Annotated in this window: 16 protein-coding genes and 1 tRNA gene; 11 read left to right on the forward strand and 6 right to left on the reverse strand. The window is 34.8% G+C overall.

What is annotated here, in order from left to right:
- Window positions 1-99: 99 nt before the first annotated feature.
- A complete protein-coding gene (locus ACEYOS_RS01840) occupies window positions 100-2,097 on the forward strand; it encodes a prolyl oligopeptidase family serine peptidase (RefSeq protein WP_373708600.1) in 1,998 nt (665 codons plus the stop codon).
- Between the two features lie 57 nt (window positions 2,098-2,154).
- Entirely contained in the window at window positions 2,155-2,640 is a 486-nt protein-coding gene (locus ACEYOS_RS01845; RefSeq protein ID WP_373708599.1) for a DNA-deoxyinosine glycosylase, read from the forward strand.
- 110 nt (window positions 2,641-2,750) lie between these two features.
- Here ACEYOS_RS01845 and ACEYOS_RS01850 read toward each other — a convergent pair whose 3' ends face one another.
- Entirely contained in the window at window positions 2,751-3,299 is a 549-nt protein-coding gene (locus ACEYOS_RS01850; protein WP_373708598.1) for a hypothetical protein, read from the reverse strand.
- A gap of 142 nt (window positions 3,300-3,441) precedes the next feature.
- Here ACEYOS_RS01850 and ACEYOS_RS01855 point away from each other — a divergent pair, with 142 nt between their 5' ends.
- From ACEYOS_RS01855 to ACEYOS_RS01885, 7 genes are all read left to right on the forward strand, one after another.
- Window positions 3,442-4,086 (forward strand): hypothetical protein, encoded by a 645-nt coding sequence (locus tag ACEYOS_RS01855; RefSeq protein ID WP_373708597.1) that lies wholly within the window; start codon window positions 3,442-3,444, stop codon window positions 4,084-4,086.
- A gap of 196 nt (window positions 4,087-4,282) precedes the next feature.
- The gene (gene queA / locus ACEYOS_RS01860) at window positions 4,283-5,332 is read left to right on the forward strand and encodes a tRNA preQ1(34) S-adenosylmethionine ribosyltransferase-isomerase QueA (protein ID WP_373708596.1); all 1,050 of its coding nucleotides are present in this window, start codon (window positions 4,283-4,285) and stop codon (window positions 5,330-5,332) included.
- 106 nt (window positions 5,333-5,438) lie between these two features.
- On the forward strand, window positions 5,439-5,786 hold the full coding sequence (locus ACEYOS_RS01865) for a four helix bundle protein (protein WP_373708595.1): 348 nt from the start codon (window positions 5,439-5,441) through the stop codon (window positions 5,784-5,786).
- A gap of 43 nt (window positions 5,787-5,829) precedes the next feature.
- Window positions 5,830-6,864 carry a 23S rRNA (adenine(2503)-C(2))-methyltransferase RlmN gene (gene rlmN / locus ACEYOS_RS01870; RefSeq protein ID WP_373708594.1) on the forward strand — a complete coding sequence of 345 codons (1,035 nt, stop codon included), beginning with the start codon at window positions 5,830-5,832 and terminating at the stop codon, window positions 6,862-6,864.
- Window positions 6,864-7,586, forward strand: a complete 723-nt coding sequence (locus ACEYOS_RS01875; protein ID WP_373708593.1) for a YoaK family protein — start codon at window positions 6,864-6,866, stop codon at window positions 7,584-7,586. The genes rlmN and ACEYOS_RS01875 overlap by 1 nt, the downstream gene beginning before the upstream one ends.
- Window positions 7,583-8,467, forward strand: a complete 885-nt coding sequence (locus ACEYOS_RS01880) for a hypothetical protein (protein ID WP_373708592.1) — start codon at window positions 7,583-7,585, stop codon at window positions 8,465-8,467. The genes ACEYOS_RS01875 and ACEYOS_RS01880 overlap by 4 nt, the downstream gene beginning before the upstream one ends.
- A gap of 92 nt (window positions 8,468-8,559) precedes the next feature.
- Window positions 8,560-9,537: a polyprenyl synthetase family protein gene (locus ACEYOS_RS01885; protein ID WP_373708591.1), complete on the forward strand. Its 978-nt coding sequence runs from the start codon at window positions 8,560-8,562 to the stop codon at window positions 9,535-9,537.
- A 258-nt stretch (window positions 9,538-9,795) separates the two neighbouring features.
- Here ACEYOS_RS01885 and ACEYOS_RS01890 read toward each other — a convergent pair whose 3' ends face one another.
- The 5 genes from ACEYOS_RS01890 to ACEYOS_RS01910 all read right to left on the reverse strand — a co-directional run bounded on the left by ACEYOS_RS01890 (window position 9,796) and on the right by ACEYOS_RS01910 (window position 15,002).
- A complete protein-coding gene (locus ACEYOS_RS01890; RefSeq protein WP_373708590.1) occupies window positions 9,796-12,309 on the reverse strand; it encodes a copper-translocating P-type ATPase in 2,514 nt (837 codons plus the stop codon).
- Window positions 12,310-12,419: 110 nt separating this feature from the next.
- The gene (locus ACEYOS_RS01895; RefSeq protein WP_373708589.1) at window positions 12,420-12,980 is read right to left on the reverse strand and encodes a helix-turn-helix domain-containing protein; all 561 of its coding nucleotides are present in this window, start codon (window positions 12,978-12,980) and stop codon (window positions 12,420-12,422) included.
- On the reverse strand, window positions 12,964-13,371 hold the full coding sequence (locus ACEYOS_RS01900; protein ID WP_373708588.1) for an acyl-CoA thioesterase: 408 nt from the start codon (window positions 13,369-13,371) through the stop codon (window positions 12,964-12,966). Before ACEYOS_RS01900 ends, ACEYOS_RS01895 begins: the two co-directional genes overlap by 17 nt.
- Window positions 13,372-13,518: 147 nt before the next feature.
- The gene (gene yaaA / locus ACEYOS_RS01905) at window positions 13,519-14,277 is read right to left on the reverse strand and encodes a peroxide stress protein YaaA (RefSeq protein WP_373708587.1); all 759 of its coding nucleotides are present in this window, start codon (window positions 14,275-14,277) and stop codon (window positions 13,519-13,521) included.
- Between the two features lie 113 nt (window positions 14,278-14,390).
- Window positions 14,391-15,002 (reverse strand): L-threonylcarbamoyladenylate synthase, encoded by a 612-nt coding sequence (locus tag ACEYOS_RS01910; RefSeq protein WP_373708586.1) that lies wholly within the window; start codon window positions 15,000-15,002, stop codon window positions 14,391-14,393.
- 89 nt (window positions 15,003-15,091) lie between these two features.
- On the opposite strand from ACEYOS_RS01910, the gene ACEYOS_RS01915 reads away from it, so the two are divergent.
- Together ACEYOS_RS01915 and gndA are read left to right on the forward strand one after the other, a co-directional pair.
- Window positions 15,092-15,164, forward strand: a tRNA-Met gene (locus ACEYOS_RS01915).
- Window positions 15,165-15,719: 555 nt separating this feature from the next.
- Window positions 15,720-16,650, forward strand: a 931-nt coding sequence (gndA, locus tag ACEYOS_RS01920; protein WP_373797485.1) for an NADP-dependent phosphogluconate dehydrogenase, incomplete at its 3' end; no start/stop codon positions are given.

Raw genomic sequence — 16,650 nt, forward strand, 5'->3', positions numbered from 1 at the left:
TCCTGAATTTTCTATATTTGTACTCCTTAAATCGACTTTTCTTTTTAGAAAGTCAATGAGACATCTTCTATCCTTTATCATTTTTTAAATTAAATTTTAATGAAAATAAAAAACACTTTAGTTGCTCTGGCAGCGCCCTTTCTTATGAATGCGCAGAATGTTATGACTCCCGAAATTTTGTGGACTCTTAATAAAATAGGAGTGTCTGCAGTTTCATCAGATCAAAATTCCCTTATTTACAGTATTGGAAAAACAGATTTGAAAACGGAAAAAAACAATAAGAAGAATTACTTCTTTAATATTAAAACTTCCGAAGCAACGGCGCTGGATTTAGGCAAGAAATCTTTAATTCAATGGGATGCTAACGGAATTTACGCTCTGGAAGGCGAGCAAATTTATCTTTCTAAAGACGCCGGAAAAACCTGGACCGAATTTTATACGGTAGGGAAAGTAGATAATATTGTTATTTCTCCAGACGGTAAAAAAGTAGCGTTCAGTAAAGAAGTATTGGTCGAAAAAGTATTGGGAAAAGAAAAATATGCTGATGTTCCAAAATCGACTGCGCATATTTATACCGACTTAAACCACCGTCATTGGGATTATTTTAATGAAGGGAAATACAACCACGTTTTTGTAGTTAATGTTTCGGAAGCGGCTGATCAAGCGAAAGATCTATTGGAAGGAAAAGCCTGGGACTCACCACAAAGACCTTTTGGTGGAACAGAAGATTTTATTTTTACTCCAGATTCCAACCAGCTTTTATATGTGACAAAACCTTTCAGTGGTAAAGAATATGCACTTTCAACCAACACTGATGTTTATGCATACGACTTAGCAACAGGAACGGTAAAAAATCTTACGGAAAGCAATAAAGGATATGATGTTTCGCCGCAATTTTCTCCAGACGGAAAGTATTTATACTGGATGTCAATGGCGAGAGACGGTTATGAAGCTGACAAAAATGATCTAAAAATCATGGACTGGAAATCAGGTAAAACAACGAATCTAACCCAAGGATGGGATGAAAGTGTTACCGGTTCAGTTTTCTGGTCTCAAGATTCTAAAAACATTTACTTTACGTCGGCTTGGAAAGGAACGAAACAGTTGTTTTCTTTGAATCCGAAAAATTCTAAAATTCAACAGATCACCAAAGGTGATTTTGATTTGAATGATATCTACGCTCAGAATAAAAATTCGTTATTGGTTGCCAGAAACGACATGAATCATAATCCAGATTTATTTTCTGTTGATTTGAAAAATGGTTCGATGAAACAAGTAACCGAAGTCAATAAGAAAAATTACGAAAGCATTACTCCGTCAAAAACGGAAATGAAAATGGTGAAAACTACGGACGGAAAGGAAATGGGTGTTTGGTTTATTTATCCACCAAATTTTGATGCAAATAAGAAATATCCAACCTTATTGTATTGTCAGGGTGGACCACAATCTGCCTTAACTCAATCTTTCAGTGTTCGATGGAATTTCGCTTTAATGGCAGCCAATGATTACATCGTTGTAGCACCAAATAGAAGAGGAATGCCAGGTTGGGGAACGAAGTGGAATGAAGATATTTCTAAAGACTGGGGCGGACAGGTAATGCAGGATTATTTAGCAGCCGCAGATTATGCGAAAACTTTATCTTTTGTTGATGGCGACCGAATGGGCGTTGTTGGAGCTAGTTACGGTGGTTACAGTGCAATGATGTTGGCTGGAATTCATGAAAACCGTTTCAAAACATTTATCGCACATGACGGACTTTTTGATATGAAATCGTGGTATTTGACCACTGAAGAATTATTTTTTGCAAAATGGGATCTAGGAGGTTCGCCGTATGACGAGCCAACTCCGAAATCGTACACCGAATTTAATCCATCAAACTACGTGAACAAATGGAATAAACCAATGATGATCATTCAAGGTGGAATTGATTACCGAGTTCCTTACGAACAAGGTCAAGAAGCTTTCCAGGCAGCGAAGCTGCAAGGTCTAAAAGCAAAGTTCCTTTATTTCCCGAACGAAAATCACTGGGTTTTACACCCACAAAATGGTTTGGTTTGGCAGAGAGAATTTTTCGAATGGTTGAAAGAAACTTTATAACTCAAATTATAGAAGTTCAGAGAAATCTGAACTTCTTTTTTTTACTAATTTTAAGCAATGAATCGTATTTCTTCATTCCCACCAATTGTTTCTGAAGATTCTAAAATTTTAATTTTAGGTTCGGTGCCAGGTATAAAATCTTTGGAAATGCAGGAATATTATGCACATCCACAAAATAAATTCTGGCGCATCTTATTTGCATTATTTCAGGAGGATTTTACGGCAGATTATGCTGAAAAAATGGAATTACTAAAGAAGAATAAAATTGCAGTTTGGGACGTGATTGATTCCTGTGAACGGAAAGGAAGTTTGGATACTGAAATTAAAAACGAAGCTCATCACGACATTTTGCAATTGCTGCAAGATTTCCCTTCCATAAAAGTGATCTTTTGCAATGGCCAGAAATCCTTCAAAACTTTAAGAAAGATTCTTCCAGATGATCTGAAAATTCCAATACTGGTTTTGGCATCGACATCGCCCGCTTATACGATTCCGTATCAACAGAAATTAAAAGACTGGTCTGTATTAAAATCATTTCTCTGAAGAAAGTCCATTTATTTTTAAAGCATTTTAAAAAAGGAAATCAAGAAAAAGAAAATAATCTTGATTGAATAAAAAAAGACCGGAACTTAATTCCAGTCTTTTTGCTTTTGCTACAGTTGAACCTTTATTTTAAAGCCAGCATTCATTTTTATTTTAAGTTGATCTGCCGTAACTCTGCTTCCCATGATCTCGATCACTAAATAATTTTGATTGGTTCTGAAATATTCTAGAATTTCAGCATCTTCCAAATTAAAGATAATCATATTTGGATTGGTATTATCGTACGCTGTGGCAATCAAACGTTCGGCTTGATTAGGAGCTTTAATGTAGATTTTTGCATTTTTGATCACATCTAATTTATTCCCCAACGTCGAACTTACGTACTCCATACTCAAAGTATTTAACTTTACCGATTTCAAATTATTGATGGAGAAATTGGGATTGTTTTCTTTAATCTTTGTATCCAGATCAATATTCATCGGAATATCTGGCGTTTTAGTATAAGCTGTTGTACTTACAGCGGCGAACGGAACATCCAGCGTAGTGCTAAACGGAACGTCAAATGGTGGTAAAACATCAAGCACAGAATTGACAATATCTCTACAACTGGTCATAAAAAACAGGACAAATATACCGGCCAATAATGATAATTTTTTCATAATAGTATTTTTGATTTTTTTTAAGGATTGCATTTATTATTCCATTTCGTTTTTTGATTTTAAAAATTGATATATTTGTTTTGAACTTCGACTTTCCTTTAAAGGAAAGATAGAGTACTACTTAATTCATAAAACCATCTCAATGACCAAAATCTCTTTTCTTTTTTCATTTCTTTTTTTTAGTTTGAGTTTTAGCCAAACTTATCAATTTGATTTTCTTACGAAATATTCAAGTACAATTGTAAAAACAAAGAGCATAGGAGAATCTGTAACGTACAATAATTCTGATGATTTCTCTTACTACCTACGATTGAATAAGACCAAAGAGGATTTCACTGCAAGTTTGTACGATCATAAAAGAAATTTGGAGCATTATTTTTCTGTAATAGAAACAAAGGTCAATGGTGAAATTAGATTTCAGTTCAAGTACATCAATTCTGCAAAATTGCTTACCTCCACTTTAATGAAGAATTATAGATATGAATTTTCGGAGATTTCAGCAAATGATCCTAAGGTTGTTTCCTTGAAGATTTATCTATCCAAAAGAGCAAAGAAACCAATTAGTGAAAAAGAATTTACTTTACAAAAAGCCAATAAAAATTTAATTCCATTATACCGTTCAGAATGGTTGCGTGAATATTCAGATGATGGTGAGTTAAAAAAAGTAGGAAATTATATTGTTTCAAAAGCAATCGAAAATTATAAAACGGTTACCTGTGAAGTGGTTTTGAAAGAGTATAAAAATGTGGATTTGCAATTGGTCGTTCCTGAAAAATTGAAAATGTAAAATTTATGTTTTCCTGTAATAATTGATCTCTGAAATGAGGTTGTTAGTAGATATTGTTTTTACTTATTTAAATCCTCTAATAAGCCTGAATATTATTAAAGAGGGCATTTACTTGACTTTGCCTTTTCAATGTCGTATATTTGCACTCCGAAATTTTCGTATTTTGGATCTAATTTTTAAACCGTAATTTAAAAAGATGAAAACATCCCATTTTAATTTTGACTTGCCAGAAGAGCTTTTGGCAGAACATCCATCAGAACACAGAGACGATGCGAAACTCATGGTTTTGAACCGTGCAACGCAAACTATTGAACATAAAAGTTTCAAAGATATTGTAGATTATTTCGATGAGAAAGATCTTTTCATCTTTAATAATACCAAAGTTTTCCCTGCAAGATTGTACGGAAACAAAGAAAAAACGGGTGCAAAAATTGAAGTTTTCTTATTAAGAGAATTAGATAAAGAAACTCGTGTGTGGGACGTATTGGTAGATCCAGCACGTAAAATCAGAATCGGTAATAAATTGTTCTTTACTGAAGATGAAGGTTTAGTTGCTGAAGTGATCGACAATACGACTTCCAGAGGTAGAACGCTAAGATTTTTATACGATGGTTCTTACGAAGAATTCCGTACGAAATTGAAAGAATTGGGTGAAACTCCACTTCCAAAATATATCAAAAGAGACGTAGAACCAGAAGATGCAGAACGTTACCAAACGATTTATGCAAAACATGAAGGAGCTGTAGCAGCACCAACAGCAGGTTTACACTTCTCTAAACATTTGATGAAGAGATTAGAAATCAAAGGAATTGATTTTGCTGAAATTACTCTTCACGTTGGTTTAGGAACTTTCAACCCAATCGAAGTTGAAGATTTATCTAAGCATAAAATGGAATCTGAAGAAGCGATTATCACTCAAGAAAACGCAGATATCATCAACAAAGCAGTTGCAGAAGGAAGAAGAGTTTGCGCTGTTGGAACTACGACTATGAGAACGATTGAAACTTCAGTTTCTTCCAACAGAAAAATCGGACCTTATCACGGTTGGACAAATAAATTTATTTTCCCTCCTCATGATTTCGGTGTTGCTAACTGTATGATTACTAACTTCCATACTCCAAAATCTACTTTAATGATGATGGTTGCAGCGTTCGCAGGAAAAGATTTCTTGATGCACGCTTACGAGGAAGCCGTTAAAAATAAATACAAATTCTATTCTTACGGTGACGCCATGTTGATCATCTAAAGAAGAATTGTAGAAGAGCCAAGTAAAAAGTAAAAAGTGCCAGGTGAAATGCCTGGTACTTTATTTAATTAGAAAGGTTAACTTTAGTAAATCGAAATTTTTTATTATGAAAAAGAATGATTTATTAGAGAGAACTTTTTGGTTTGGAATTAGTTGTCTGAAGTTTTTAAGGAAGCTTCCAAATGATCCCGAATCTAGGTTAATCCGATATCAATTGGGGAAATCTTCAACTTCACTTGGTGCTAACTACGAAGAATCTCAAGCAGGCTCTTCAAAAGCAGATTTTAAAAACAAGGTTAAAATCTCTTTACGGGAAACAAGGGAATCCAATTATTGGCTTAGGGTGATTAAAGCACTCGATGAAAAGGAGAATGCAGAATTGGATCAATTACTTGCTGAAAGTATAGAATTAAAAAACATTTTTGGAGCGATAGTAAATAATACAAAGTTGTAAACACTTTGCTCTTTTTACTTTTTACTTGGCTCTTATTCATATTATGAAGGATATCCGAACATTATCACTCGATCAATTACAGGAATATTTCGTCTCTCTAGGCGAAAAACCTTTCCGTGCAAAACAAGTCTATGATTGGCTTTGGAGTAAAAATATGCATTCGATTGAGGAGATGACGAATCTTTCTAAAGATTTGCGAGACCGTATTTCTCAGGAATATATGATCAATCCGATTTCGGTAGATCAGCTTCAAAGGTCGAAAGACGGAACCATTAAAAACGGCGTGAAATTACACGACGGACTAATGGTAGAATCCGTTTTGATACCGACTGAAACCAGAACTACAGCTTGTGTTTCTTCCCAAGTAGGATGTTCTTTGAATTGTGAATTTTGTGCGACTGCGCGTTTGAAAAGAATGCGAAATTTGGAAGTCGCAGAGATTGTAGATCAAGTTGCTTTAATCGACAAACAAAGTAAATTGTATTTTGACCGACCACTTTCAAACATTGTGTTTATGGGAATGGGCGAGCCAATGATGAATTACAAAAATGTTGTTGAGTCCATTAAAAAAATCACCGAACCTTCAGGCTTAGGAATGTCTCCAAGAAGGATTACGGTTTCAACTTCCGGGATTCCGAAGATGATTAAGATGTTGGCTGATGAAGAAATTCGCGTCAATTTAGCGCTGTCTTTACATTCTGCCATTGAGAAAAAGCGAAATGACATTATGCCATTCTCAGATAAATTTCCTCTAACTGATATTATGGATTCCCTGAAGTATTGGTATGAAAAAACAGGAAATATCATCACTTTTGAATATTGCGTTTGGAAAGGAATTAATGATGAAGATGAAGATATCAAAGCTTTGATTCGTTATTGCAAGCAGATTCCAAGCAAAGTGAATCTTATCCAATACAATCCAATCGGTGACGGAAAATACGACCAATGCAACAAAGCAGCGGAAGAGAATTACGTTCGACAATTGGAAAAAGCTGGAATTACCGTTTTGATTCGTAGAAGTCGTGGTGGTGATATCGATGCAGCCTGCGGACAACTCGCTAATAAAAGTAGTGAGTAATGTTTTCGCACATCGGAAAAGCCAGAACGTCTAAGCATAACCTCGGAATTGCGTCCTTGCTTTCTTTTGTGGCAGGATTAGTCAATGTTGTAGGTTTTTTTTCCGTTCAAAAATTGACTACCAACGTTACCGGACATTTTGCTTTTTTCGTAGATGAATTTTTCAAACTAAATTTCGAAAATGCTTTTCATGTTGCACTGTTTGTCATTTTCTTTTTTCTCGGAGCTTTTTTTGCCAATTTTATGGTCGAAACGTATTCCAGAATTCGAGAAAGTGAAACGTACATTTTTCCTATTATCACAGAAGCAATAATTCTTGGTGTGATTGCTTTTACCGGAAGTTATTTAATAATGGAAAATCCAGATGTCATTGCCTTTAGTTTGCTTTTTGCGATGGGAATGCAAAACTCTTTGGTGACGAGTATTTCAAAATCGATTGTCCGGACCACGCATTTAACAGGACTTTTTACCGATATGGGAATTGAATTTTCGCAACTCTTTTTCTATAAAGATCAGTTTCATAAAAGAAGATTATTAAAGTCGATCAAATTAAGGTTGACCATTATTTTTATGTTCTTTTTTGGCGGATTATCGGGCGGCGTGCTCTTTGAACGTTTTGGAATCAAAAGTTTAATTGTCGGATCAGCTATTTTAGTTGGCGGGTTACTCTACGATTTTATTAAAATTAAATTTATTCTACGCCGAAGAAGACGAAGATTATGAAGAAACTGACCTTATTATTTTCAATATTTATTTCTTTGAGTTTCTCTGCTCAACAAAATTACGACTGGTTTAAAATTAATAAGTACCGAACCGCAGTTTTAAGCGATTCTATTAATGAAAACTCTGGTTTAGATTTTTTCAACGATCGTCTCTTCACCATTAACGATAGCGGAAACAGCTCCGAGATCTTTGAAATGGACCGCGAAACAGGAAAGATAAAAAACGTTTTCAAGACTGATTTAATTAATAAAGACTGGGAAGCAGTCACCTCAGATTCTACCAATCTATACATTGGAGATTTCGGAAATAACATTGGGTCTAGGAAAGATTTAATGATTTATAGAATCCCTTTTGACAGTGCTTTGGTAGGTTTAAATATTAGTGAGATTGAGCCAATTCCATTCTATTATCCAGAACAGAAAGATTTCACGCCCAAAAATCTTAATAATAATTTTGATGCTGAAGCGATGATTTTTTTAAATGGAAAGATTCATCTTTTTACCAAAGAATGGGCTTCAAAATCAACTACTCATTACACCATCGATCCAAATCTTACAGAGAATCAAGGGGCACAGAAATTGGAAACTTTTTCCACAGATTACGTGGTGACAGATGCGGCATATTTTAAACAGAAATTATATTTAGTGGGTTACACCAAAAAGGCAGAAGTATTCCTTACCGTTTTTAATGAATCAGAACCTGGTATTTTTTTCCAAGATAAACCTAAGAAATATTATCTTGGAAGTTCTTTAAGCATCGGACAAATAGAAGGTGTTGCCGTTGATGAGAAAGGCATTTATATTTCTGGAGAAGAATTTAATTTGCCCATTGTTAAAGTAAAACCTTATTTATATTTTATTCCCGCTGAAAAACTGAAATAAATAAAGTCGAAAGGCCTATAAATTCTGACATATTCTTAATTTATAATTATCTTTGTAGCTATTTGTAAATTTTAATCCATTATCACTCATTCGTGGCGAACATTGTAGAAGAAATTAAAAAACCGATTACTGCAGAGATGAAACTTTTTGAACAGAAGTTTTATGAATCAATGCAGAGCAATGTAGCACTTTTGGATAAGGTTACGCGATTTATCGTGACCACAAAAGGAAAGCAAATGCGTCCGATGTTTGTATTTCTTTGTGCAAAGTTGGTTGGTGATGTTAGCGAGAAAACCTTTCGTGGCGCGTCGATGATTGAGTTAATTCACACCGCAACTTTGGTCCATGATGACGTTGTTGATGAGAGTTTCAAAAGACGAAATTTCTTTTCCATCAACGCTTTATGGAAAAATAAAATTGCAGTTCTGGTTGGAGATTATCTTTTATCAAAAGCCGTTTTACTTTCTACCGATCACAAAGATTTCGATTTGCTTGCTGTCATTTCCAGGACCATTCGCGAAATGGCAGAAGGAGAGTTGTTACAGCTCGAGAAAGCGCGGAAATTAGATATTACGGAAGAAGTTTACTATGAAATCATCCGTCAGAAAACAGCAACGTTAATTGCAGCTTGTTGTGAAATCGGCGTTCTTTCAACGAGTGACGATGAAGCTTTAGCCAAGAAAATGATGGAGTTCGGTACGCTTACCGGAATGGCTTTTCAAATTAAAGATGACTTGTTCGATTATCTGACGACCACCATTATTGGAAAACCTGTCGGGATTGATATCAAGGAGCAAAAAATGACTTTGCCTCTAATTCACGCTCTAAAAACGGCCAACGACAAAGACCGTAAATATTTCTTCAACTCCATAAAGCGCTATAACAACGATCAGAAAAGAGTAAAAGAACTCATCGAGTTTGTGAAAAATTCCGGTGGTTTGGATTATGCGGTTGATAAGATGAAAAACTATCAGCAACAAGCAAAACATATCCTCGCGGATTTTCCAGAATCTGAAGCCAAGAATTCTTTGCAGTTGATGCTTGATTACGTTGTTGAGAGGAAATTCTAATCCTCTGAATAAAGCACTTTTTATTCAAACACAAAGTCACAAAAGTTTTAAAAATAATAATGGACTTAAACCATTAAGCTTCCAATTAAGAAGTTAAGATGATTAAGATTTCCTAGGGAAATTGTGACACACAATCCTATTGTAATCTTTGTATTTCACTAAAAACTAATGTAACTCCCATATGAAATGTATTTTACAGCAAAAAAGCTTTGTGGCTTTGTGGTTAAAGCTTCATAATTTAAATTAGTGGCTTAAGTATTATTTGATTTTCAAATCAACTCCATTTAATCTCAATGAATTTAAAATGACCGACACCGAACTAAAACTCATCGCTGCCGCTGCGATCATCGGACTCATCAAAATTCCAAAAATAGGATAGAGCAAGCCTGCTGCAACCGGAATTCCTAAAGTATTGTAAAGGAATGCGAAGAATAAATTCTCTTTAATATTCTTCAGTAATTTCTCACTCAGGATCTTCGCTTTGGCCACGCCCAAAATGTCACCCTTTAATAAAGTGATCTCTGCACTTTCCATCGCAACATCAGTTCCAGTTCCCATCGCTATTCCCACATTGGATTGTGCTAGAGCTGGCGCATCATTAATTCCATCACCAGTCATAGCCACGATTTTTCCTTCTGCTTGCAGTCTTTTTATTTCTGCTAATTTATCCTGAGGAAGACAATTTGCAAAGTATTTTTCAATTCCTAGTTCCTGAGCAACAGCTTTTGCCGTATGTTCGTTATCGCCAGTCATCATGATCACTTCTACATTGTTTTCCTGCAAATACTGAATAGCTTTTTTTGAACTTTCTTTAATATTATCTGAAAAAGCGAGAAATCCTAAAACCTGATTTCCCATCGCTAAAAAAGAAATGGTTTTAGCCTGATCTTCATTTTCAGTAATTTTTTGTTTTAAAGATGCTGGAATTTCAATATCAAACTGCTTTAATAGAGAAGCGTTTCCTAATAAAATAGTTTGACCATCAATGATTCCTTTCACTCCTTTACCAGAAATATTTTCGAAATTTTCTACCTTTTCAAAATCTTGATTTTCTTTTTTAAATTCATTTAAAACTGCATTTGAAAGCGGATGTTCAGAATTTTGATTTAAAGAAGCAGCTAATTTTAGAACCAGAGATTGATCATTGTTTTCAGCAGGAACTACTTCATCCATTTTCGGTTTTCCCTCTGTTAATGTGCCTGTCTTATCGGTAATTAAAACATTTACTTTATGCATTTGTTCAAGTGCCTCTGCGTTTTTGATAAGGATTCCATTCTTTGCTCCTTTGGCAATTCCGACGGTTAATGACATCGGAGTTGCTAATCCAAGCACACACGGACAAGCTACAATTAAAACTGCGACGGCATTGACTAAAGCATAAATTAAAGCATTTTCTCCGCCGAATATTTGCCACAAAACAAAGGTCAAAATTGAAATTCCAATGACAACCGGAACAAATATTTTTGAAATTTTATCGGCTAATTTTTGAATGGGTGCTTTACTTCTCGTTGCATCATTGACCATTTTGATAATTTGAGAAAGTAAGGTTTCGTCGCCCACTTTTTCGGCTTTCATTATAAAACTTCCGTTGCCATTAATTGTTCCCGAGGTCACCATCATTCCTGTACTTTTTTCTGTCGGAATTGGTTCGCCCGTAATCATGCTTTCATCCACAGTAGAACTACCTTCTTTGATCTTGCCATCAACAGGAATTTTTTCTCCTGGTTTTACTCTTAATAGATCTCCAATTTTAATTTCCGAAAGCGAGACTTTCTTTTCAACATTATTAATGATCAGATTAGCTTCATCAGGTGAAAGATTCATCAATTCTTCAATTGCTTTTCCTGTTTTTTGATGCGCTCTTGCTTCGAGCATTTGACCCATAATTACCAACGTCAGAATTACGACCACCGACTCAAAATAGAGTGGTGTTTTTCCACCATGCGAAATCTCATGCGGTAATATTTCGGGAAAGAATAATGCTAATAAACTAAAAAGAAAAGCTGCCGCAGAACCCAAAGCAATGAGTGAGAACATATTGAGATTCCAGGTTTTAAAGGAAACAAATCCTCTTTTCAATATAAACCATCCTGCATAAAATAGGACAGGAATAGAAAGTAGTAATTCTAAAATTCCCTGCACTTTATTAGAGAAAGAAAAATCAAACCACATTCCGCCCATCGACAAAATAAAAACCGGAATTGAAAATCCTAACGCGATCAAAAATTTACGTAATAATAATTTATACGTACCATCTTCAGCGGTTTTTTCTCCTTTCTCAGGAATTTTGACCAAGTCCATTCCACAAACCGGACAACCCACATTGGAATCGTAAACTTTGTCGCCTTCGCAAAACATCGGACAGTAATATTTACCCGCATTACTTTCTTGGTCAATAATTGGTGGTGCTGTATGTTCTTTGTGATGATGGGTCGTTGAAGCATCAACCAATTCTTGTGTGATCTCGTCGAGATGCATGTGACAAACCGGACAACCCACATCAGAAGGGTAAGTTTTATCACTTTCACAAAACATTGGGCAAAAATATTCACCAATCTTTTCTTCAAAATTTTCAGGTAAATTGGTCTTTGAAAAAATTTGCGGTTTATTCTGATAATCTGCTCTTTCTTCGATAGGAACCAAAAACATATTACAGGTCGGGCATCTTTTTCCCTGCGTGAAATATACTTTTTCACCCTCACATTCCATCGGACAATAGTAAACGGAACTGGGCGATATCCTCTCGGATGGAGGAATATTATTTTGAGACATTTCTGATATTTTAATTACAAATTTCCAGCTTTTTCAATTAAAGCTGTTATAAAGATAAGGAAGTTTGTTATGAAATTTAGAATGAACGTATGAAGCCTCGTAAGTTGAAATTAGATCTGATCGAGAGCAATACGATTTTTAGACTTTAATGTTTTAAAGCAAGTAGGAGTGAAACCAGTGGTGTTTTTGAATTGAGCAGAAAGGTACTGGACACTTTTGTAACCAAGTTTTTGGGAGATCTCCGTCAAGGTAACTTCGTTGTACAAAAGAAGTTCTTTCGCTTTTTCAATTTTTTGTAAAATGAAATATTGCTCTAATGTTATATTTTCATTTACAGAGAAAATTTTAGATAATGAACTGTAATCCTTGGAAAATTTTTTACTGATAAATTTTGATAAGATAAAATCTTCATCAATATCTAGTTCGTTAATTTTAAGAATGATCACTTTTTTGATCTGTTCGATCTGTTTTTTAACTGCATCTTCCAACAACTCAAATCCTTGTTTTTTCAGATGATCATTTAGAATTGTTAGTTCTGATGGAGTAAGTACGTTTACCGTTTCTACTTCGCCTAATTCCAGACTAGAAATCGGGATGTTCAAATCTTTAAATAGGATTTTGACCGCTGAAGTGCAACGGTCACAAACCATATTCTTAATATTGATCTTCATTTTGATTATTTAACCGATCAGCTATAAATTCAATTTTAGTTTTACCGTGACGGGTTGGTTTCCCATCCAGATTAACGCCGACAAATATAATTTTGTCAATAGTAATAATGGTTTGGCGGGTCATCATATTTCGGACGGCACAGGTTAAAGTGATCGAAGTATTTCCAAAATCAGTAGCTTCAATTCCTATTTCGATAATATCGCCTTGTTTGGCAGAACTGATGAAATTAATTTCTGAAATATATTTGGTCACACAACGCGGTGTCTCTAATTGTACAATGGCGTACAGCGCCGCTTCTTCATCAATCCATTGTAATAATCTGCCACCGAATAACGTATGGTTAGGATTGAGATCTTCTGGCTTGATCCATTTTCTGGTATGATAATTCATTTTGTTTTTTCTTAAATAGGTCTTAGTTTGCTGAGGATCATCTTCAATTCCGTTTATTTTAGAGAGATATCACGCAGCATTATTTTTTAATTACGATCGCAAAGGTTGTTCTTCTCAAAAAAGAAAGTTACTTTATTTATTATCGAATTATCGGGTAAAAATCAGTTTTGTTTCGGTGGAAAGTTTTTCGTCGATACGGTAATTTTCCAAGTTGAATCCTTTTACTTCATCTAAAGTTTTTACCTCATTAAGAGCGCAATATCTTGCAACTAAACCACGGGCATGCTTGGTGTAAACTACGATGGTTTTTAGTTTTCCTTCTCTATAATCATAAAAATCAAAATCGATAACTGGTGCTTCAACTTTAGTTCTGTCAATGACTTTAAAATATTCTTTACTCGCCAAATTCAATACAAAATCTTTCGCTTTAAGTTCGCTGTTGAGTTGGTCAGTGACTTTGTCTTTCCAAAACTCGTAAAGATTTTTATGTCCGTCGAATTTAAATTTTCTTCCCATTTCCAATCGGTAAAGCATTACGCGATCTGATGGTTTTAATAAACCATACAATCCGGAAAGCATTCGGAAATTTTTCTGTAGATATTTGACTGCATTTTCGTCGAGAGACTTGGCATCGAGACCCCGATAAACTTCTCCACTGAAAGCCATTAAGGCAGGCGCAGATTCTTTAGAAGATGGTTTTGCAGTCCAGTTTTGATTTCGCTCCCAATTCTCATCGGCGAGCTTGGTGGAAATCTCCATGAGTTCAGTTAAATATTTGGGTGATTTCTTTTTTAAAGTCGTTTGAATTAAATCGGCTTCTTCAATAAAATGAGGTTGAGTTGATTTTAAAAACTCGCTTGAGTTTTCAATATTCATGAGTTTAGCCGGCGAAGAGATGATTTTCATAATTGAAATTTCAGATTAATAAATTAAACTAAAAAGGTAGTGAATTTACGAGCTGCGGAATATTTTAGCGAATAGGTTTAAACTATTACTCCAATTGAATAATATGAAATAATTTATAATTCTCCTTTTCCCTGACGCAAAATCTCTGGTTCTCCACTCGTTAGATCAACGATGGTAGAAGCAACGTTGTCACCATAACCGGCATCAATTACAATGTCGACTAAATGGTCATATTTTTCTGCAATTAATTCAGGATCGGTAGAGTATTCAATTACTTCATCGTCATCTTTAATTGAAGTAGAAGCGATCGGGTGTCCCAATTTCTCAACGATCATCTGCGGAATAATATGATCAGGAACACGAATTCCGACCGTTTTATTTCCTTTGTAGGCAAGTGGTAAATTTTTGTTGGCTTCTAAAATAAAAGTAAAAGGTCCTGGAATGTTATTCTTCAAATATCGGAATGTACTTGTTGTAATTGGTCGCGAAAATTGCGAAAGATGACTTAAGTCGTTACAGATGATGGAGAAGTGGGCTTTTTCTAATTTGATTTTTTTAATTTGTGCGAGTTTTTCCATCGCACGAATATCAAAAATATTACAACCCAATGCATAAACAGTGTCTGACGGATAAATTATTAATCCACCATTTTTCAACGTGCGAACGACCTCATCTAGGAGGTTTTCCTGTGGATTGTCCGCATATATTTTTAGAATTTTTGCCATATACAAATTTACTAAAAATAGCTGAATAAAATATTTTTTGCAATAATTTTGGAAGTGTCAATTAAAATTGTACATTTGCACCACAATAACGCGGGGTAGAGCAGTAGGTAGCTCGTCGGGCTCATAACCCGGAGGTCGCACGTTCGAGTCGTGTCTCCGCTACTAAGTAAAGAGAATCATTTTAATGGTTCTCTTTTTTGTGGGGTTAAGTGAGGGTTTGCTTAATTTTAGATTGCTATAAAATTCTTAATTCTTAAAATTTTGGAGAAAGAAGGCATACAATAAGGCACACTTTTTTCCACATTAGTCTTATTCTTTTAAAATTAATGTGTAGAATTTCATACCCAGGTATCTTCCTCCAATATAGAAATAAGTGAAAATCTAAGCACTTTAAAATGTTATTTTTAGTTAAAATAAATTGTTATTTTTATTTTTGATTGTAAATTACCTATTGAAATTAATGGGATTAAAAGTTTTCTACATACAATCAAATCGGAATTATTGCGCAATAGTACGATAACCAGCATAAATCATCGAAACATAAAAAGCTCATCAACAGGCATCAATCTTGTAAAAGCTTGATTACATTTTTAGAAAAATTTCTCTTTTTGGGTAAAATTGCCGTTCACGTTACGAAATACTGATCTTAAATTTTAATTCTACAATTTAGTTTTAAACACAGATACATTTTTAAATAAACCAGACGATTATAATACGATGAATAACGAAAATAAAAGCCAAAGCTCCTTTGGAATGATTGGCCTCGGAACAATGGGTTCTAATCTTTTACAAAATATTGCAGATCACGGGTATCAATGTTCTGGCTACGATATCGATGCTGAAAAAGTCAATGCCGTTAATTACTTAACCAATCAGAATATTCGTGCTTTTTCAGATTTAACGGAATTTGTAAAAAATTTAAAAAGTCCGAAAACAGTGATGTTGCTTGTTCCGGCAGGTATTATTGTCGATTCTGTGATTACTGAATTATTGGAAGTTCTCGACCAAGGAGATATTATTATAGATGGTGGAAATTCTCATTTTAAAGATACCGAAAGACGCTTTGTTGATTTAGAGAAAAAAGGATATCACTTTGTAGGCATGGGCGTTTCTGGTGGTGAAGAAGGCGCGCGAAAAGGTCCGAGTATGATGCCAGGTGGTGATCAAGAAGCCTACGAAAATTTAAAGCCAATTTTAGAGAAAATTGCGGCACAGGTCGATGGTGAGCCGACTGTTGCATATATGGGCGAACGCTCTGCTGGACATTTTGTGAAAATGGTTCACAATGGAATTGAGTATGCTTTAATGCAATTAATTTCTGAAACTTACGAAATCATGAAAAAAGGGCTTCAGATGGAAGATCGAGAAATCCATGTGGTTTTTAAAAATTGGAATGGAGGCAGACTGCAATCCTATCTCATTGAAATTACGCGGGATATTTTTGCCTTTAAGAAAAAAGATTCAAAAGATCTTTTATTGAATGACATTAAAGATGAAGCAAAATCAAAAGGAACCGGGAAATGGACGTCACAAGCAGCCATGGATTTGTCGGTTTCAGTTCCGATGATTGATATTGCAGTTTCCATGCGTGATCTTTCTAAATACAAAGAACTTCGGACTGAAGCTTCAAAATTATATCCTAAATCTA

It is taken from the genome of Kaistella sp., from assembly GCF_041824135.1.
GTDB lineage: Bacteria > Bacteroidota > Bacteroidia > Flavobacteriales > Weeksellaceae > Kaistella.